A 19,036-nucleotide genomic window follows, 5' to 3' on the forward strand; every position below is an offset into this window, starting at 1 on the left:
TTTACTGTTAATAGTTAGTTGCTAAATTTACCGCAAAACTTAGTTACAAACTAAGTCTTTTATTAAAGATAAAAAATAATTTAGGCAATAATACTCGTTTACTGTCTATGTTTAACTCAATTATAAGAGCATTGCTATTTTTTACACATTATTGTGAATGTTTTGTAATTATACAATTTAACATCCACTCTTAAACTTAACAGATGTATTAACTTTTTTCAGTTTATTTAGACAAAAGTTGTGATTTTTCTGAAAATTTTTGCTTACTTTGCAGTTCTATTAGTGTCATTGAACCACCCCATACGCAACCCGTGTCTAGAGCATAAAGGTGGTTGTAGGGCGTTTTGCCTTCAAGTGCTGCCCAGTGTCCAAAAATTAGGTCATGTTGAGCGTTCATAATGGCAGGATGAGAAAACCAAGGAATTAGTGATGATGAGTTTGTTGTTGCTTCTTTTGCATTAAAATCGAGCAAATTATCAGGCGTAATAAAGCGCATGCGAGTGAAATAATTAACGATGTAACGAAATTTAGCAGCATCATCAAGTTGCTCCGTCCATTTTAGCGGGTGAGGCTGATACATGTTTTTTAAGAAGAACTTAGCGTTATCAGCACCATAGCATTGCTGCGCAAATTGAGCGTGCTTAATGGCTTGCTCGCACGACCAATCAGGGTTAAGGCCTGCATGAGAAATAAAACAATTATATTGTTCTAAATAAAGCGCTAAAGGCTGAGTTTGTAAAAACGCGATGTAGTGGGGCAGTTTACTACTGTTAAACAGTGCAGTGAGTTTGTCTTTGGGGTTAGGTGTAACGTTATTTAAATAACAGGCAATCATGTGTAAGTCATGATTGCCTAATGTGACGCTAACGCTGTCTTGATGTTGATAAATATAATCCAGGCACGCTTTAGAGTCTGGGCCGCGAGCGACAATATCACCCACTAAATATAGGTGATCTTTGCTAGGGTTAAAGTCGACTTGCTTCAACAATGAACTAAATTCGTCAAAGCAGCCTTGTAAATCACCTATTGCGTAGTCGGCCATTGTTACCTGTTTTTATCAGTGTAGGATATTAGGGCAGGCTAAGCGGAATACGTTTATGGGTGCTTTAAATTCAGCACCAAACTCGTTACGTAAAGTGTAATGTCCCTGCATGGTGCCTACCGGTGTATCTATTATTGCACCACTGGTATATTTGTAGCTTTCACCTGGGGCTATATCTGGGGTTTCACCCACCACACCTTCGCCTTGCACTTCTACTTCTTTTCCATTGGCATCAGTAATTAGCCAATAACGGCTAAGTAGCTTTGCACTGCATAAACTGTGGTTTTTTATAGTAACGGAGTAGGCGAACACAAACTTATCTAGTTCAGGTTGCGATTGCTCTTCTACATAAAACGTTTCAACAGATACCTTTACAGGTGATCCTATATTACTGCTTGTTGTCATAAATCCAGTTAGCTATATCAATAAATTGTTGTAACGACAGGCTCTCAGCTCGCAAAGTAATATCAATGCCAATGCTGGTTAATTCGTCAGCGGTTAGAAGGTTGCCAAGGCTGTTACGCAACGTTTTACGGCGCTGATTAAACGCTTCTAAACAAACGGTGTTTAATATTTTAACGCTTTTAGCGGTGCGCTGCTGTGCCTTTTTAGGGATTAAGCGAATAACCGCAGAATCGACTTTAGGTGCCGGTTTAAAGCACTCAGGCGGTACCTCTACCACAGGCATCGCATGACAATAATACTGAGTCATCACACTCAAGCGACCAAAGGTTTTACTACCAGGGCCTGCTACCATGCGCTTTACCACTTCTTTTTGCAGCATAAAGTGCATGTGCTCAATATGATCGGCAAATTCAAACAGGTGAAACAACAAAGGCGTTGAAATGTTGTACGGCAGGTTGCCGAATACTTTTAGTTTTTTGTCATCTTTAACTAGGCTTGCAAAATCAAACTTCATTGCATCGCCTTGGTTAACGGTTAATTTAGGCCCTAAAAATGGGTGTTCAATTAAACGCTGGGCTAAATCTTTATCTAGCTCAACAACCGTTAAATGGCCACTTAAATCGGCAACAGGCTCGGTAATAGCGCCTAGACCTGGGCCAATTTCTACTAAATTATCTTGCGGTTTAGGATCGATAGCGGTGACGATTTTGTCGATGATTGACTCATCGAATAAAAAGTTTTGGCCAAAACGTTTACGGGCGCGGTGTCCTAAGTGTACTTTATCGGTCATTGATTCTGTGCTTTTTCATGGGCGAGCTTAATTGCTTCGCGGATCGCTAATTCAAAACTGCCAACATCAGCATCGCCTGTACCGGCTAAATCAAGCGCAGTACCGTGATCGACTGAGGTGCGAATAAATGGAAGGCCGAGAGTTATATTCACTGACTTACCAAATCCTTTGTATTTTAGCACAGGTAATCCCTGATCGTGATACATAGCCAGCACTGCATCGGCTTCATTTAGGTATTTATCTTGAAATAGGGTATCGGCTGGTAAAGGACCGATTAAGTTCATCCCTTCAGCTCTTAATATGTCAAGTGTAGGCGTAATCGTGTCGATTTCTTCGCGGCCTAAATGGCCATCTTCACCAGCATGTGGGTTTAAGCCACAGACTAAAATGCGTGGTTGCTCAATACCAAATTTCGTTTTTAAGTCATGATTAAGAATATTAGCCACTTTAACTAGTCGCTCTTGCGTAATGGCACGAGAAACATAAGCAAGCGGAATATGTGTTGTTACTAGGGCAACACGCAGACCTTCGGTGGCTAATAACATAACCACATCGGCTGTACCTGATTGCTGAGCAAAGTACTCAGTATGGCCACTAAAAGAAATGCCGGCTTGGTTAATAATACCCTTGTGAACAGGCCCCGTAACAACGGCATCAAATGTGCCATCCATATTCTTTTCGCTGGCAATACGTAATGTATCTAACACGTATTGCCCATTGGCGTCATTAAGCACGCCAAGCTCAACGGGCTCTGCTAAATCAATTTGCTTAATATATAAGCTGCCAGCCGCTGTTGGCATTGCTTTGGCTTGTTCATCAAATTCAATTAATTCAATGTTTAAACCCAAATGCTTAGCGCGTTGTTTTAGTAGCGATGCATCTGCAATCGCTACTAGTTGCGCATCCCAGCTATGCTGTGCCAGTTTTAATAGCAAGTCTGGGCCAATGCCTGCAGGCTCACCTGGGGTTACCGCAATTCTTAAGGTCATAATTATTCGTCTATTGGGAAAATTTCAACGTGGGCTTGTTCGCGCATTTCTTGCTGCCAGTTAAAGCTTTCTTCTTTAAATTTACGATTAAACAACATGCCATGTGCACGATTACGTTTAGCTTGCTCTGTCTTATCTGCAACACGTTTATCTAGTAACTGCAAAATGTGCCAGCCAAACTGACTTCTAAATGGTTCGCTGATTTCGTTTTTATCAAGTGATAGTAACGTATCTCTAAACGCAGGCACGTAGGTGGTTGGATCAGTCCAATCGTATTGACCACCTTTAAGTGCTGAACCGGGGTCTTGTGAGTACTCTTTAGCAAGTTCTGCAAAGTCAGCATCGCCGGCGCGTAAATCTTTAACAAAGCCTGCTAGCATAGTGCGTGCTTTTTCTTCACTTAAAATGATTGAAGGCTTAATAAGAATATGACGAGATTTAACTTCGGTGGTTTCAACTACTTGGCGGCCACGTACGTCTTGTACTTTAATGATGTGGAAACCCGCACCGGAACGAAGTGGACCAATAATCGCATCTTTCTTTTTACCTTTTACAGCTTCTGCAAATAACGATGGCATTTCGTTAATACCCATCCAGCCTAATTGGCCGCCCTCAAGGGCTTTTGAGCCACTTGATGATGAAATGGCAATACGCTTAAATTCTTGGCCATCTTGCAGCAGTTCAATAACTTTGTCTGCGCGTGTTTTTGCTGAGCTTACGTCGTCTGCACTTGCACCACTTGGAATATCGATAAGAATATGACCAATATCATATTCTTCGGCATTTTGGCCTTGGCTATCCATAATTTTTAATAAGTTATCAATTTCTTGGTCGCTTACATATATACGGCGGTCTACGTTTGCACGCGTAACTTGTTGCGTGGTTATCTCTTTACGAATTTCTTCGCGGTAAGCTTGAAAGCTCTCACCCGACGCTTCAATAGTACGACGCAAATCAGCAATTGTACCGCCTTGCTCTTTAGCCATGTTGGCAAGGGTTTGGTCAAGCTGGCTATCTGAAATTTCTAAGCCCATACGCTCAGCCATCTGCATCATCAAGGTTTGATTTACTAAACGCTCAATCGCCTGAACACGCAGTGTTTCGTCTTTTGGCAGCTGTTGGTTTTGTTCTTCTGCTTGTTTTTTTACGCGATCAACAATGGTGTCTACTTCACTTTTTAAAATAACGCCTTGGTTTACAATACCAATTACTTTATCTATTTCGACAGGGGCGGCAAATGCACTTTGGCATAAGCTGAACGTTAAAACTGCTGATGTTAATAATTTTTTTAAATTCATATTCTTTTTACTACTCTTACTAATAGTACTGTTGTAATGCTAAATACGGCTAAATTGATATAGTTATTTGTAAATTTTTACTATAAATAAAGCAGTTTAGTCATTAAGAAAATACGGCCTACGATAACCAAAAATACCTTGTTGTAATAATTTTTGAGCATCGTAACGGCTTTTACTACCAAGCCCTTTTAATACAAAATTCAAACGAATACTCGAATCAAAAGTGGCTTGGGGTTGCCCAATTGACTGATTTAAATCAGTTTCAATTTGGCGATGGCCAGTAATTTGGAACGCCCAACAGCACGATTCATACTGTAATCCACTAAATACTTCAATACTGCGGTTATTATCAAGATCGCGATGGTAACTTGCAATAAATTGCCACTCGTCACTGATAGGGATGCTTGTAAATAAGCCCGCTTGCTCGATTGTATTTCCTGAGACATCATTTGCATAGCGATGGTTCAATTGAACCAGCTGATTATCGTCACCTTTATAGTCTAAGGTTAAATTTGACTGGATAATTTGCTTGCCATCCGTGTCGTACTGAATACCACCCGATAAATACCAGCGGCGGTGCCAATGTAACATGGTTTGCGCTGCAAACAAGGCATTGTAGTTACTATCGCTATTAAGCCCTTGCTCTGTAGGCTTGGCTGAATCACTTAAATAAAATATTTGGCCTGCGCTGAAGTTAAATACTTCTTCATTTTTCTTATCAAATAAACGCGTTGTAGCCCCGAGCGTAAATTGATTAGCTGCGGCAATTCGGTCAACACTTGAAAAACGCGCATCCCTGAATAAACCAAAAAAGTCATCTTGTAACTTGGTGGTATCGTATAAGCCAATGTCAGACTGATCTTTATTAGGCGTATATAAATACTGAATTTGTGGCTCTAGAGTTTGAATGCCATCGTCGATAAAAATTGAGGTGTCGCGCTCAAAGTTAAGCTGAGAATATAAGCGCACTTTTGGCAAAGTACGCGAAACATTATCGCTATACTGTGTACCCTGTAAATCACCGTCTTGTTTATAGTTAGTTTGCAATAAGCTTACTTCAGATAAAAACGACCAAGCATATTCTTTGTAATCAAAGCGTGCTTTAGGCTCTATATGCACGCGAGTAGCTTGGTCAATTACCGCTGAGCTGTTAGTAAAATGGCTCAGCTCGCCTGAAACACTAAAATCGAAATAATCAACTTTCCACGGGGTGGTTTGGGTAAAGCTAATTTGTGGTAACGCCGTATATGACTCTAAGTGGTCACCTAGTACTTCAAAGTTTTGCACTTTTATATCAGTACGCCACATTTCGCCCATATGGGTTAGCGAGCCGGTACGATAAAGCTGCGTATCGGTTTTACTGGCATAAGCGGAGTTTAAATCAGTTAGGTAGTTGTCATCACTAACATTGGTAATATCAATACTGGCTCGCCAGTCTTCACCAATATAACTTTTTTGTTGCCAATGAAACAAAAAGCGCTCGTTAAGTTCAGGCTCTGAGTCATCTTTATTTAAATATTCTACGGCCACTAAACCTTGGTGCTCTGGGGTTAAATATCTAAATTCAGTTTGTAACTGTAGCCCTTTACGTGACATATAACGCGGGGTAATAGTGGCATCATAATTAGGGGCAATATTCCAATAATAAGGCGTAATCGTTTCTAACCCATAGCGATCTGAACTTGAAAAGCTGGGCGTTAATAAGCCTGACTTACGGCGCTCATCAAGTGGGAAAGTAAAATAAGGTAAATAGAGTACTGGCGTATCTAAAATACGTAGCACGGCATTGTAGGTTTCGCCCCAGCCTTCTTCACGTGATAAGTTTATTTCATCGGCTTCAATAGCCCACACAGGCGTATTACCTGGGCACGCAGTAAAGCTTGCATTCATCAGCATTAAGCCAGACTTATCGATGGTGAGCTTTTCCGCGCCGCCTTTACCTTGTTGTTGTGTTAGGCTGTATTGTGCGCCTAATAAACTAAATGCTGAGTTATTTAAATCGGCATTTAAGCCCGAACTTTGTACGTGGCTTACATAATCGCGATAGGTAATTGGGCCAGTGGCATTAAGCAGGCCACGTTGTTTATCAATCAGTGCTGATTGTGCGGACAAACTCATGTTAACGGTGTTAATATCAACATTGCCAGTAAATTCAGCGCTTTGTGTGCCTAAAAGCTCAACGTCATCAGCGCTGATATCAACCGTTCCAAGCTCAAGGCCAGCAAGCGGTTGCCAAGCTCTGGTTTGCATTGAAGTGCCACAAAAATTGTGTGTCAGTTCAGTTTCGGCAAGCGATGGTGCGCTCAGTACGCTTAGCATCAAAATGCCCCAGGTTTTGCTCATTTATCGACCTTTATGCTCTGTGATTAGTTACAAGCTATACATAATAAAGGAAAACAATGGCAAAGTAATTAGTGAAAAATAGATAGCTTATAAAATGACACGCTTTGAGAGTTTACAACAGTTTATTAATACTCACTTTAGTGAGCAATCCTATGCGCTTAATGCAATAACCGCAGATGCCAGTTTTCGCCGTTATTATAGGTTAAACGCTGAAAATAAAAACTTTATTGTGATGGACTCCGATCCAAAAAAAGTTAACAACGTCCCTTATATTGCATTAAACAAGGTGTTTTCTGAGCAGGGGTTTTTATTACCATCCATTATTCATAGTGACGAGCAGCAAGGTTTTTTTATTCTAAGTGATTTAGGTAGCACCCATTTAGCTGACTTGCTTGATGATGGCAATCGCAGCGAGTATTACCAGCAACTGATCAGTTTAAGTGCCAAGTGGGCAAAAACTCCAGCCGCGCCGTCAATGAATCCGTATGACCGTGACTTTATTGCACTTGAACTGGATATTTTTAAAAATTGGCTGGTTAATGATTTTATTAGCGCAGAGCTCAGCGCTGAGCAGCAACAGACTTGGCAAACAAGCACTGCGCTGCTAATAAATACACTGCTTGAGCAACCCACAGTCACAATGCACCGCGATTACCACAGCCGTAATATTATGCGCTGCGAGCAGCAATGGGCGATTATTGATTATCAAGACGCGGTACAAGGCCCATTATGTTACGACTTAGTCTCACTTTTAAGAGACTGCTACTTTAAATTGCCTAAAGACGAGCTAGCTCACTTACTTGAGTTTGGTTACGACGAATTTAAACGCCAAGGTTTAATAACTAACGAGTCATTTGCAGAATTTAAATATTGGTTTGATTTAACGGGTTTACAACGCCATTTAAAAGCGGCGGGTATTTTTTGTCGTTTATATTTGCGTGATGGTAAACAAGGTTACTTAGCAAATATACTCCCTACACTTAAATACGTAATAGAGGTGGCGGCACAATACCCTGAGCTTAGCGACTTATCGGCTTTGATAAAAACTAGCGTGGTGCCAAAGGTGCAACAGCGGTTAAAAGAGGAACAACCATGAAGGCGATGATATTAGCCGCTGGGCGCGGTAAACGTATGATGCCGCTCACCGCAGAGTTACCTAAGCCTATGTTATGTGTAGCGGGAAAACCACTGATTGAGCATCATATTATGCGCCTAAAGGCTGCAGGTATTACTCAAATAATAATTAACCTTGCGTGGCAAGGAGATAAAATAAAAACCTATTTTGCTGATGGGCGCGCGTGGGGCGTGACTATAACCTATAGCCAAGAAGTGACGGGCGGGCTTGAAACCGCAGGCGGTATTATTCAAGCGCTTCCTTTACTTGGTGAATCATTTATTGTGATTAATGGGGATGTTTACAGCGACTATGATGTCAGTGCATTAATGCAGCTACATTTACAGCCTAAAGAGGCGCACATTGTATTGGTTGAAAACCCTGCGCATAATCCTGATGGCGATTTTGCACTGAGCTACTTACCGACAAATAGCCAGCGATATACTTTTTCAGGGATAGGGCGTTATCAAGCTGACTTTTTTGAGGGGCTAGCCCCAGGCATTCGGCCATTAGGCCCTTTGCTACGTGAAAAATTAAATGAACATTTAGTCTCCACTGAACTCTATATTGGCCAATGGGACGATATAGGCACACCAGAGCGTTTATCGGCTCTTAACCAACAATTAGCACCATAAGCTAAATATAAAACACTAGAGGTAAGTTTTAAAATGTGGGGAAAAATTCTCGGTTTCTGTTTTGGTTTTATGTTTGGCAAAATATTTGGTGCCATTTTAGGCTTATACCTAGGCCATATGTTTGATAAAAGCCTAAAAAAAGACTTTGATAAAGCTGGCGGCTTTTCTAACCTTTTTAAAGGCGATGATGTTAACGAACGCCAAGCGTTGTTTTTTTCGAGTTGCTTTGCGGTAATGGGACATATTGCCAAGTCGAATGGCCGTGTTAGCGAAACCCACATTAAAGCAGCGACGCTGTTTATGGATGAAATGGGCTTAAAAGGCGAAGAGCGCCGTGAAGCGCAGCAGGCGTTTCAATCGGGTAAAGACAGCGACTTTTCACTCAAAGATACGGTTTATGACTTTAAAGAACGTTTTGCTAAACGTTATGATTTACTGCAGTTATTTTTAGAAATTCAAATCCAGATGGCGTTTTCTGACGGGGTACTTGCTGCACAAGAAAAGCAATTACTGCAAGAAGTTAGTAAGCAGCTAGGTGTGTCTAAAGCACACTTTGCCTTTGTATTAAAACGTTATCAAGCAGAGTTTAACTTTAGGCAGCAACAACAGCGTTTTAAACAGCAGCAAAGTCAAAGTAGCAGCTACCGTGAAGGCTCAGGGCATCATGTACCACCAAGTAATGATATGAACCGTTCGCAAGCATTGGCCTTATTAGGGTTAAATAAAGACGCATCGCAACGTGATATTAAAGTAGCCTACCGAAAGCTCATGGCTCAGCACCATCCTGATAAGCTCGTATCGCAAGGTTTACCTAAGCATATGATGGAAGTCGCGGTTAAAAAAAGCCAAGATATTCAAGCGGCATACGAGTATTTAAAAAAGGCGGCGTAAAAACCCGTCTATTTCTTTGCTTAGCCGTGCATGTTGCTGCGGCGCATCGCGTAATCCAAACAACTGACGTTGGCGATAATCAAACTTTGCATTTCGATTAACCCAACGCTGACGGTTTTTAAGGTTCATTAAGATATCATTACTGTCTGTAGCAAAATAAATATCTAACAAAGCAGGGGCGACCAAAGATGTTATTTGGCTTAACTTTGCATTGCGTTTTGTATTAGGAAGGTAGCTACTTAAACTAATGAAGGCGTTTATTTTTGAGTCTGAAAATTCAGCGTAGTGCTCCAACAACACCCCAGCACTGGTGCCTTGTGCAATAACAACAATATTCTCAGACTCCATCGCAGCTTGTTGGTATAAAGCTTCGTAGCGAGCGACTAGTTTTAATTTATAGTTATCTACCACTTCAGTATTTACTTGTTCAACATAGTCAGCATGATGGGGCTGTTTTTGTGTACTGGTGTCTGGCTTAGTATTTGCGTTGGCTGTTTCATTATTTTTGCCCACAGGATCATTAATCGTTTTTGCTGCATCATCTTGAGCTGCTTGCCAATCAATATCAGGAACTGTCATTGCATAAGAGGTATACCCTTGATTATTCAGCTCTTTACGTAAAAAATTCATACCTGCATTGTTTGTCGGCGTTGATTGCCAGTCAGGAATAAGTATGACTACACCTCTAAAGTCCGCACTCATATATTCACTGTATAAAGTTAAAAACTCAGTATCACCAGCTAAAATAGGCTTTACTTCATCACTTTGGGCTAGGCGAGAGATATCCGCATCAATATTTTTTGAAAAGGGAGGAGGAGCGATATACTCAGCACTCAGCGCTTGAAAACTGATTAACGTACAGCCAAGCACAAGAGTAGTAATAATGACTTTAAACATCTGCGTAATAAACATAATAAGCTTTTAATTTAAATCTTATTTATGTATCGGCGTAGTGCTCTTAAAGTTTAGCTATTTACTGTAAATAGCTAAAAGATTAAACCGTATTAAAACTCGGGCTCAACTTCAAAAGTAAGTACTTGCTCCGTTACAGGGTGTTTGAGTTGTAGCATTTGTGCATGTAGCTGTAACCGAGGAGCAGCAGCAAGTGCGTCTTTATGGGCGTAGAGGCGATCGCCTAAAATAGGATGGCCTAAGCTTAGCATGTGCACGCGCAGCTGATGTGAGCGCCCTGTAATAGGAGTAAGCTCTACACGGGTTGCCTGTGTTTCACGTTCAAGCACTTTAAAATGAGTGAGCGAAGGTTTGCCATTGTCATGATCAACCATTTGCTTAGGACGGTTCGGCCAATCACAAATAAGCGGTAAATCAACAGAGCCTGTTTCAGTTTCAAGTTGTCCGTATACTCGTGCAATGTAACGTTTTGCTGTTTCGCGCTCTTGAAATTGCATACTTAAATGCCGATGAGCGGCTTTGTTCATTGCTAAGCAAAGTATGCCTGAGGTAGCCATATCTAAACGGTGAACAATTTTAGCACTAGGAAAAACACGGTTGACGCGATTGATTAAACTATCGGCATGTTTTGGGTCTTTACCTGGGACGGTGAGTAACTCGCTAGGCTTATTTACAATAAGTAAATCATCATCTTGAAACAGTATAGTTAAATACGGGCTCATAGGGGGATTGTAGTTAACTAACACGGCAGACCTCAGTGATTTTGAAGTGCGCTATTTTAGTGGAGTGAGGTCTTAGGCTCAAGTAAAAAGCGCGATATAAATATCGCGCTTTCTTTTTATACACACGCTAGTTGATCTTTAACTAACGACTGACAGCTAGATTCTCTAGTGCGAAACCACAATCAAACGAATCGCATCGAGTTTTAACTGCGCTTTTTCAATATGTGCGGTTAGCTCATTGCGTTGTTTATCGTAAAAGGTAATTTCCTCTTGGCGAATGTTTGGATTAATTTGCTTCAGTGCAACTAATCGCTGTTGCTCTTCGCTTAACGATGTTTGCATTTTTGCTAATGACTCGGCACGGATAACATCCAGCTTTTGTTGCGCCATGTTTTTTGCGGTATTGATCATTGGATGAACCGCACTTTGCAATGCACCAGCTAATTTACTCGCCGTTTGACGACCTACCGCAGATAGTTGCTGATTAAAGCCATCAAAACCAACATTTTCACCTAAGTTATTACTGCTCTTATCGAGTAAAATACGAATTGGCGTAGGGGGTAAAAAGCGACCCACTTGCAGTACTTTTGGTGCCATGGCTTCGGCAACAAATATTAGCTCAACAAAAAAGGTGCCTGGTGGTAACTTTTTGTTTTTAAGTAACGCCACCGATGAACTACCAAAATCATCATCACAAATCATATCCATAGTGCCTTGCACCATAGGGTGATCCCAACTAATAAAGTGCACATCTTCCTGAGAAAGCGCGGTATCGCGGTCAAAGGTTACTGTCATACCATCGTCTTTTAGCGATGGGAACGAAGCGTTTAACATGTGCTCAGTGGGCTTTAAAATAATGGTGTTTTCACCTTTATCTTCTTGGCTTACACCAAAGGTGTCGAACACGTTGATCATGTAGCTTGGCAGTTCAAACTGGTTATCGAGCTTTTCAATGTCAGCTACAAGTGAGTCAGCAGCACCTTGTCCCGATGAATGTAGCTCTAGTAAGCGATCTCGACCACTTTCCATTTGTTTGCGTAATACTGCATTTTTCTGTGCTACTTGCTCAAGGAGTGGATCTAGCTCATCTTCATCACAATTATGAGCTGCAATGTACTCAAGTAAATCTTCGCTAAACTCTTTATACAGCAACTGCCCAGTGGTTGATGTGCTTTCAAACGCATCTAAGCCTTCGTTATACCAACGCAGTAGTACTTCTTGGGCCGTGTTTTCAAAATAAGGCACGTGAATGTTTACATCTTGTGTTTGCCCTATACGGTCTAATCGACCAATACGTTGCTCAAGTAAATCGGGGTTGAGTGGTAAATCAAATAACACTAAGTGATGTGAGAACTGAAAGTTACGACCTTCTGAACCAATTTCTGAACACAGTAATATTTGTGCGTTATCGTATTCATCGGCAAAGAATGCCGCAGCGCGGTCACGTTCAATAATCGACATACCCTCGTGGAACACAGACGCTTTAATTGCTTCGCGTTCACGTAATATTTGCTCAAGGCTAATCGCTGTTTCGGCTTTAGCACAAATAAGCAGTACTTTTTCACGCTTGAGTGTTTTTAGCGTTTCAATTAACCAATCTACGCGAGGGTCAAATAATCCCCAACTTGCGCTTTCACCTTCAAATTCTTGAAATATTTTTTCAGGGAAAAGTGCACGTTGCGCACTGAGCTCGGCATTTTGAATGCCACTCATATTACCCAGTACGGTCATTGCTGTTTTGTATTGCTTAGGTAATGCCATTGGGTAGGCATGTAATTTACGGCTAGGGTAGCCATCAATGCCACTGCGGCTATTTCTAAATAATATGCGCCCAGTGCCATGGCGATCTAATAACATATTGAGTATTTCTTTGCGTGCAGCAAGGTCGCCTTGTTGGGCTTTTTCAAGGATATCGGTGATATCTGTTTCTTTTAATAGCTCAATTAATGTGGCCTTTGCGCTGTCATCCAGTGCTTGTTCTTGTAATAACTGATTAGCAGCTTCGGCAACGTCTTTGTAGTTTGCTTCTTCTTCTTTAAACACGTCATAGTCGTAAAAACGATCTGGGTCGAGCAGTTGTAAACGAGCAAAATGACTACGATGACCCAGTTGGTCTGGCGTAGCGGTAAGAAGAATTAGCCCTGGAATATCTTGGCTCAGCTCAGCCATACGTTGGTATTCAGCACTAGGTTTATTGTTATTAATGCTTAAATGATGCGCTTCATCGATTACTAATAAATCCCAGTCGGCCAACGTAGCTTGTTCAAACCAGCGTTTTTTCTTGGTTAAAAACTCAAGGCTAGTAAGCACCAATTGCTCGGTATCAAATACATTAGGTGAATCAGCAAACGCTTCGTCGCAGCGTTCTTCATCAAAAATAGAAAAACGTAAATTAAAACGGCGTAGCATTTCTACTAACCATTGGTGTTGTAAGTTCTCAGGCACAACAATAAGTACACGGCTGGCACGACCGGTGATAATTTGTTGATGTAAAATCATGCCCGCTTCGATGGTTTTACCTAAGCCTACTTCATCAGAAAGTAATACACGCGGTGCAAAACGTTTACCGACTTCTTGAGCAATATAAAGCTGATGCGGAATAAGATTAGCGCGTTGACCAATTAAGCCTTTAATAGGTGACTGCTGACGTTCAAACTGATGTAACCAAGTTTGATAGCGCAAAGTATACCGATCAAAACGGTCCACTTGGCCTGCAAATAAGCGGTCTTGCGGTTTATTGAACTTGATAAAGTGATCTAAAAAAGTTTCTTTTAATTGTGCTTTTTCACCGTTATCAACACGTTCACCGTGATAGCACAGTAATTCGCCTTGTACTTCAATTGACTCAACTTGTAATTCCCACTCCTCAACGCTTCGGATTACATCACCAGGATTAAATGCTACGCGGGTTACCGGAGCTTCTGCAGAAGAATAAACACGGTTTTCACCACTGGCAGGAAATAAAATGCTGACCTGGCGGCCATCAATGGCAACAACGGTGCCTAATCCTAAATCTGACTCTGTGTCACTTATCCAACGCTGACCTAAGGAAAAATTCATGTATGTCTCGTCTATGAAGAAAAAGGCGGCTATGTTACCTGTTAGATAACACCACTGCAAGGCGCTATTTGCCTGACTTTTAATTAATTTTATAAGTATGAATTATTACCAACCATCAGCGCGCATTAGTGCGTCGATTTTGTGGAAAATTCAAACTAAATGATATTTGTCATAAAACAGACTTTTATGACAAATAGACTAAACTCAAATTATACCTAAGTAATTAATCAAGTTTATTAGTAACCACTGATTAGTTTATTGGGTATAGCATAAAAATCATAAAACGTAAGGAAAGTACTATGGGAAAAGCTTCAAATTTTGATAGTAAAATGTATGTGCTAGATACCAATGTATTACTTCACGAACCCCTCGCGTATTTGTCATTCCAAGAGCACCAAGTGGTTATCCCAATGACCGTATTGGAAGAACTTGATCATATAAAAGATAGAAAACACGATGTGAGCCGCGATGCGCGAGTGGCTATTCGTGGCCTTGATGGGGTGTTGAGTCAGGCAACTCCCGAACAAATGTTACAAGGTGTGGCGCTGCCAAGGAATAAACAAGGCGGATCGACAGGCAGCTTAATTATTGTAAACGACCATTTATTTGCCGATTCTATTTCTGGTTTGCCGGGCAATGAAAACGACCACCGTATTATTAATTGTGCGGTGCATTTACAAAACCAGCACAGCGATAAAAAAGTCATATTAGTAACTAAAGATATTAACATGCGCTTAAAAGCCAAAGGGGCGGGGCTTAAATATGTTGAAGACTATCGTACTGATCAATTAATTGACGATATTGATTTACTCACCAGTGGTTATAAAAAAATTGAGGGCGATTTTTGGCAGCATGTCGGCCAGTGTAATACTGAGCAACACGGACGTGAAACAGTTCATCATATCCCTAAAGATTTAATTCCTGATGTGTTTTGTAATGAATATTTACTTGATGATGGCGATCAGTTTGCCGCTAGAGTTAAATCGTATGATGGTGAGCATATTACCATTAAAGATATTGGTGCAGAGCGATTGATGCATCAAAGTGCATGGGGAATAAAGCCAAAAAATATTTACCAAGCAATGGCTCTTGATGCCTTGCTCGACACGTCTATTGAGCTTGTTATTTTAACTGGCCCAGCGGGATGTGGTAAAACTTTACTGGCACTTGCGTGTGCGCTAGAGATGGTGATTGAAAAAGGTATTTACGACAAAGTCATTGTAACCCGTAATACCCCTGAAATTGCAGAATCAATTGGCTTTTTGCCTGGTACCGAGGAAGAAAAAATGGCGCCTTGGTTGGCTGCCATAACCGATACCTTAGAAGTGCTGCATAAAGGTGATGAAAACCCAATTTCGAGCCGTAATTACATTATGGAAAAAGCCAATATTCAGTTTAAGTCGGTGAACTTTATGCGCGGACGTAGTATTCAAAATGCGGGGGTGATTTTACAACCCCGAATTGAAAATAATTTAAAGTTTTTACCTCTTTGTTTTTCATGGCCTATAGCAAAAGTAAAAAGAATTTTAAAAAAAATTGATTTCTTTAACTACTCTAAGCAGTCCCATAATTGCAAACTTTTACTAAATATTCGAAATTTACGAGAAGAGTACTACACACAGTCTCGCAACAATTTAACTATTTTGGAGGCTGCGTAATGAAAAGCTCTATTGATAATCGAAATCCTCGTGTACTTGATACATCAGCATTGGTCCATGATCCTAAATCGCTTCTTTCCTATCGTGATGATGTATACATTTGTTTAACCGTGTTGGAAGAATTGGACAATCTTAAAGAGAGAACTAATAAATCTGTAAGTGCAGATGCACGGATGTGTATAAGAATGTTGGAAGACATCATAAATGGACATACAGCCGAGGAAATGGAACTAGGTATTCCTTTACCATCTACCGAAACCGCCCAGAGAGGAAAGCTTTTCATCGGAATTGACACTCAATTGGATATGGCTAGGGAGTTAAAGCACGGGATAGGAAGTGACGCTGATAACAGAATTATTAATTATGCTTTATATCTTCAAAAAGAACTCGATAAAGATGTAACAATTGTTAGTCGTGATATTAATATGCGGTTGAAAGCTCGAACAGTTGGAGTTAGGGCTGAGGACGTTGCCGTAGATAATCAAATATCAGATATTGATCTTTTATACACAGGTGTACAAGCTTTTGAAGGAGATCTTTTTAATCGAATTAAATCAGACAAAGACTTCAAGGTTTCAGGAGAAGTTTATACATTCCCAGTAAGCTTATTTAACGATGAAGTTCAGCCAAACATGTATTGGTACGATGAAACTGGACACATTGGGCGAATTTCAGAAGTGACAGATACTGAGGTATACACAAAGCTATTGCCTCGTAAGCACGAAAAAGTATGGGGTATTTTGCCTAAAAACCAGAGACAGGCGGTGGCTTTAAGCCAATTAACAGACCCTTATTATGACTTAAATATCATACTTGGCCCAGCAGGCTCTGGGAAAACTTTTTTAGCCGTTGCGGCAGCGTTACATCAAGTATTAGAGTTGAAAAAATATAAGAAAATAGTAGTTGTTAGGTCTCGGGACTTCATGGACGACGATCCCGGCTTTTTACCCGGTGATTTAACCGAGAAATCAATGCCGTTATTAGCAGGTATCACAGATGCACTTATATCAATGCATTCAGGTGATAACAATGAAGGTAATATCAGTGCAACTGTTGAGCATGTCATAGAGCGTGCCAATATAGAGTTTACCTCTATGGCTTATTTTCGAGGCAGGTCAATTGATGATGCTGTTTTAATTATTGATGAAGCACAAAATATGACCCGTGCTCAAATTAAAGGAATGCTTAGCCGCGGTGGGAAAAATTGTCGTACGATTGTACTGGGTAATCTAGCTCAAATAGATGATAAATTTGTAACAGCAGCTTCTTCTGGTGCAAGTGCGGCTGTTAATGTTTATAGGAATTATGAAAAAGGCTCGGTGCTCATATTTGATGAAGTAGAGCGCAGTAGCTTGGCTGAATTCACTGAAAAGAATATGTAGAAGTCAAAGTTCAATTCAAATCATTTAAAATATTGCCATAATAGCCACTGCTTTTAGTAGTGGTTTTTTATTTTTTAAAGGTAAGCGTCTAGCTAACGACACCCAGCTTGTTTAATGTTCCAAGGTAACAGCGATTCAAGATTATTAGGCTGCTCAGCTAGGTGCTGTAAGCAAGTAGAAATATAATCATGCACCACAAGGTCATTTGCCTTTGCGGTTTCAACAAGGCTATAAAGTATCGCACTGGCATGTGCACCCTTGCTGGTATGTGAGAACAGCCAGTTTTTTCGCCCTATTACGAACGGTTTTATGGCTCGCTCTGCACGGTTATTATCAATACTGAGCCTGCCATCATCGAGGTAACGCCGGAATTTCTCAAACTGATTTATCGCGTAATTAATGGCTTTACCTAGCGCCATTTTGGGCGGAATTTTATCTTTGTGTTTGAGCAACCATTGGTATAACTCGTCAACAATGGGTTTGGCTTTTCGTTGTCTAACAGTGTACTTTTCTGTGGCTGGTTTATCTTTGATGGCTTGCTCAATACCGTAGAGCTTGCCAATAAGGTTGAGCGCCACATCCGCTTTGCCTGTTTTCTTATTATTGCCTTTCGCTTCGATGAATTTACGACGCATATGAGCAAGGCATGCAACCAGTGTTGCCTGAGTTTGCTCGTAAGCCTTATAGCCGTCAACGTGCATATAGCCTTGGTAACCATCAAGAAAATCAACCGCACATTGGCCCGCACGGCTGTTATGGTAATCGAACAGGACAATATTGGTGTCTTCCTTCGGTTTATCATCGCCACAACAATACAGCCACATATAGCTTGTCGCTTTATCTGCGTGAATGATGTTTAACGGGGTTTCATCAGCGTGAATAACCGCTTGAGATAACAACACCTCTTTTAAGCGTTGATACAGAGGAGACAATATTTGCGCGCAGCGTAGCATCCAGCTCGACATGGTTTGTCTGCTTAATTCTATACCAATATCACCTAACATTGTTTCTTGGCGATAAAGCGGTAGGCCAAACTGGTATTTACACGTGATTATTTGACTCAGTAAGCTGGCCGTTGCATACTTTTGGGAATGGGTGCTGCGGGCATCGGGGCGGATTTCACCACACAATCAATGCCTTCTTGCTCACAGTGACGGCACGTATATTTCGGACGAATCGTTTTAATCACTTTGATATGCGCTGGCACAAACTCTAACGCTTCACTGCTGCTTTCACCCATTTTATGCAAGGGGTTTTGACAGCAATCACATACTTTTTGACCCTCATCGAGGTCAACAATCACGTCTACTCGCGGTAACTGCGCTGGCAGTGGGCGGCGTTTAGGTTTGGCTTTTGCTTTCTTTACTGAGGGGGATGTTGCCAATAGCGCTTTATCATACTCATCAAGCGTTTCTTCCGCTTCATTGAATACTTCGCCTGCACCCGGCATCTTTTCTGATTTCTTGGCATATTCTTTAGCAAGTTTCGCGTTGTAAGCTTGCAGTAATTCGTGAATTTGCGCATCTTTTTTAGCTAACTCTTCATCCATGCGCTGCTGCAACTCAAGCAGCATGCGCTTGAGTTGTTCTGGGTCGTCAGGCAGTGAGTGTGCATCAAGTTTCATACCTGCAATTTAACAAAATCTTATGCACCTTTCTCGTTTGCAGGGCAAATAAAAACGGATGTGTGGCAATGATCGTTTACTGTTAATTAGATCATAGATTGATACTGCAATTCTTCATGACCAAGCACATCATATCCCGACAACAACCAATCCAGTTGCCCAGAACTGAGC

General features: G+C 41.0%; 14 protein-coding genes and 1 pseudogene. 5 read left to right on the forward strand and 10 right to left on the reverse strand.

Annotated features, from left to right (window positions below; all coding sequences use genetic code 11):
* Positions 1-223: 223 nt before the first annotated feature.
* The 6 genes from A9479_RS17745 to lptD all read right to left on the reverse strand — a co-directional run bounded on the left by A9479_RS17745 (position 224) and on the right by lptD (position 6,867).
* Complete coding sequence (locus A9479_RS17745) at positions 224-1,042, reverse strand: symmetrical bis(5'-nucleosyl)-tetraphosphatase (protein WP_064664157.1); 819 nt, start codon at positions 1,040-1,042, stop codon at positions 224-226.
* A gap of 15 nt (positions 1,043-1,057) precedes the next feature.
* On the reverse strand, positions 1,058-1,447 hold the full coding sequence (gene apaG / locus A9479_RS17750; RefSeq protein WP_008113223.1) for a Co2+/Mg2+ efflux protein ApaG: 390 nt from the start codon (positions 1,445-1,447) through the stop codon (positions 1,058-1,060).
* Entirely contained in the window at positions 1,431-2,237 is an 807-nt protein-coding gene (gene rsmA, locus A9479_RS17755) for a 16S rRNA (adenine(1518)-N(6)/adenine(1519)-N(6))-dimethyltransferase RsmA (protein ID WP_008113221.1), read from the reverse strand. The genes apaG and rsmA overlap by 17 nt, the downstream gene beginning before the upstream one ends.
* Positions 2,234-3,226, reverse strand: coding sequence for a 4-hydroxythreonine-4-phosphate dehydrogenase PdxA (pdxA, locus tag A9479_RS17760; protein WP_016899195.1), 993 nt, complete (start codon positions 3,224-3,226; stop codon positions 2,234-2,236). Before pdxA ends, rsmA begins: the two co-directional genes overlap by 4 nt.
* A 2-nt stretch (positions 3,227-3,228) precedes the next feature.
* On the reverse strand, positions 3,229-4,524 hold the full coding sequence (gene surA, locus A9479_RS17765) for a peptidylprolyl isomerase SurA (protein ID WP_064664158.1): 1,296 nt from the start codon (positions 4,522-4,524) through the stop codon (positions 3,229-3,231).
* Between the two features lie 96 nt (positions 4,525-4,620).
* Positions 4,621-6,867 carry an LPS assembly protein LptD gene (gene lptD, locus A9479_RS17770; protein ID WP_064664159.1) on the reverse strand — a complete coding sequence of 749 codons (2,247 nt, stop codon included), beginning with the start codon at positions 6,865-6,867 and terminating at the stop codon, positions 4,621-4,623.
* Between the two features lie 94 nt (positions 6,868-6,961).
* Here lptD and A9479_RS17775 point away from each other — a divergent pair, with 94 nt between their 5' ends.
* Genes A9479_RS17775 through djlA form a run of 3 tightly spaced genes read left to right on the forward strand, consistent with a single transcriptional unit; the run spans position 6,962 to position 9,507 of the window.
* Positions 6,962-7,963 carry an aminoglycoside phosphotransferase family protein gene (locus A9479_RS17775; protein WP_064664160.1) on the forward strand — a complete coding sequence of 334 codons (1,002 nt, stop codon included), beginning with the start codon at positions 6,962-6,964 and terminating at the stop codon, positions 7,961-7,963.
* Positions 7,960-8,616, forward strand: coding sequence for an N-acetylmuramate alpha-1-phosphate uridylyltransferase MurU (gene murU, locus A9479_RS17780; protein WP_024601756.1), 657 nt, complete (start codon positions 7,960-7,962; stop codon positions 8,614-8,616). Before A9479_RS17775 ends, murU begins: the two co-directional genes overlap by 4 nt.
* Before the next feature lie 33 nt (positions 8,617-8,649).
* Positions 8,650-9,507, forward strand: a complete 858-nt coding sequence (gene djlA, locus A9479_RS17785) for a co-chaperone DjlA (RefSeq protein ID WP_008113211.1) — start codon at positions 8,650-8,652, stop codon at positions 9,505-9,507.
* On the opposite strand, the gene A9479_RS17790 is transcribed toward djlA, so the two are convergent.
* From A9479_RS17790 to rapA, 3 genes are all read right to left on the reverse strand, one after another.
* Complete coding sequence (locus A9479_RS17790) at positions 9,490-10,419, reverse strand: DUF3530 family protein (protein WP_064664161.1); 930 nt, start codon at positions 10,417-10,419, stop codon at positions 9,490-9,492. The two genes, djlA and A9479_RS17790, sit on opposite strands and share 18 nt — an antisense overlap.
* A 92-nt stretch (positions 10,420-10,511) precedes the next feature.
* Positions 10,512-11,165, reverse strand: coding sequence for a bifunctional tRNA pseudouridine(32) synthase/23S rRNA pseudouridine(746) synthase RluA (gene rluA / locus A9479_RS17795; RefSeq protein WP_082918353.1), 654 nt, complete (start codon positions 11,163-11,165; stop codon positions 10,512-10,514).
* Positions 11,166-11,306: 141 nt separating this feature from the next.
* Complete coding sequence (gene rapA / locus A9479_RS17800; RefSeq protein WP_064664163.1) at positions 11,307-14,201, reverse strand: RNA polymerase-associated protein RapA; 2,895 nt, start codon at positions 14,199-14,201, stop codon at positions 11,307-11,309.
* A 299-nt stretch (positions 14,202-14,500) separates the two neighbouring features.
* Between rapA and A9479_RS17805 the strand changes: the two genes are divergently transcribed.
* Both A9479_RS17805 and A9479_RS17810 read left to right on the forward strand, forming a co-directional pair.
* Positions 14,501-15,859, forward strand: coding sequence for a PhoH family protein (locus tag A9479_RS17805; RefSeq protein WP_064664164.1), 1,359 nt, complete (start codon positions 14,501-14,503; stop codon positions 15,857-15,859).
* Positions 15,859-17,241 (forward strand): PhoH family protein, encoded by a 1,383-nt coding sequence (locus tag A9479_RS17810; protein ID WP_064664165.1) that lies wholly within the window; start codon positions 15,859-15,861, stop codon positions 17,239-17,241. The genes A9479_RS17805 and A9479_RS17810 overlap by 1 nt, the downstream gene beginning before the upstream one ends.
* A 92-nt stretch (positions 17,242-17,333) precedes the next feature.
* Here the strand turns inward: A9479_RS17810 and A9479_RS17815 are convergent.
* Positions 17,334-18,865: pseudogene (locus A9479_RS17815) on the reverse strand (IS66 family transposase).
* Positions 18,866-19,036: the final 171 nt, after the last annotated feature.

Origin of the sequence: Pseudoalteromonas sp. MQS005, from assembly GCF_001661605.1 — a bacterium.
GTDB classification, from domain to species: domain Bacteria; phylum Pseudomonadota; class Gammaproteobacteria; order Enterobacterales; family Alteromonadaceae; genus Pseudoalteromonas; species Pseudoalteromonas tetraodonis.

Bases quoted from the DNA above. Each gene is read 5' to 3' on its own strand.
- A9479_RS17745 (WP_064664157.1), bottom strand. From the start codon at position 1,042: ATGGCCGACTACGCAATAGGTGATTTACAAGGCTGCTTTGACGAATTT.
- apaG (WP_008113223.1), bottom strand. From the start codon at position 1,447: ATGACAACAAGCAGTAATATAGGATCACCTGTAAAGGTATCTGTTGAA.
- rsmA (WP_008113221.1), bottom strand. From the start codon at position 2,237: ATGACCGATAAAGTACACTTAGGACACCGCGCCCGTAAACGTTTTGGC.
- pdxA (WP_016899195.1), bottom strand. From the start codon at position 3,226: ATGACCTTAAGAATTGCGGTAACCCCAGGTGAGCCTGCAGGCATTGGC.
- surA (WP_064664158.1), bottom strand. From the start codon at position 4,524: ATGAATTTAAAAAAATTATTAACATCAGCAGTTTTAACGTTCAGCTTA.
- lptD (WP_064664159.1), bottom strand. From the start codon at position 6,867: ATGAGCAAAACCTGGGGCATTTTGATGCTAAGCGTACTGAGCGCACCA.
- A9479_RS17775 (WP_064664160.1), top strand. From the start codon at position 6,962: ATGACACGCTTTGAGAGTTTACAACAGTTTATTAATACTCACTTTAGT.
- murU (WP_024601756.1), top strand. From the start codon at position 7,960: ATGAAGGCGATGATATTAGCCGCTGGGCGCGGTAAACGTATGATGCCG.
- djlA (WP_008113211.1), top strand. From the start codon at position 8,650: ATGTGGGGAAAAATTCTCGGTTTCTGTTTTGGTTTTATGTTTGGCAAA.
- A9479_RS17790 (WP_064664161.1), bottom strand. From the start codon at position 10,419: ATGTTTATTACGCAGATGTTTAAAGTCATTATTACTACTCTTGTGCTT.
- rapA (WP_064664163.1), bottom strand. From the start codon at position 14,201: ATGAATTTTTCCTTAGGTCAGCGTTGGATAAGTGACACAGAGTCAGAT.
- A9479_RS17805 (WP_064664164.1), top strand. From the start codon at position 14,501: ATGGGAAAAGCTTCAAATTTTGATAGTAAAATGTATGTGCTAGATACC.
- A9479_RS17810 (WP_064664165.1), top strand. From the start codon at position 15,859: ATGAAAAGCTCTATTGATAATCGAAATCCTCGTGTACTTGATACATCA.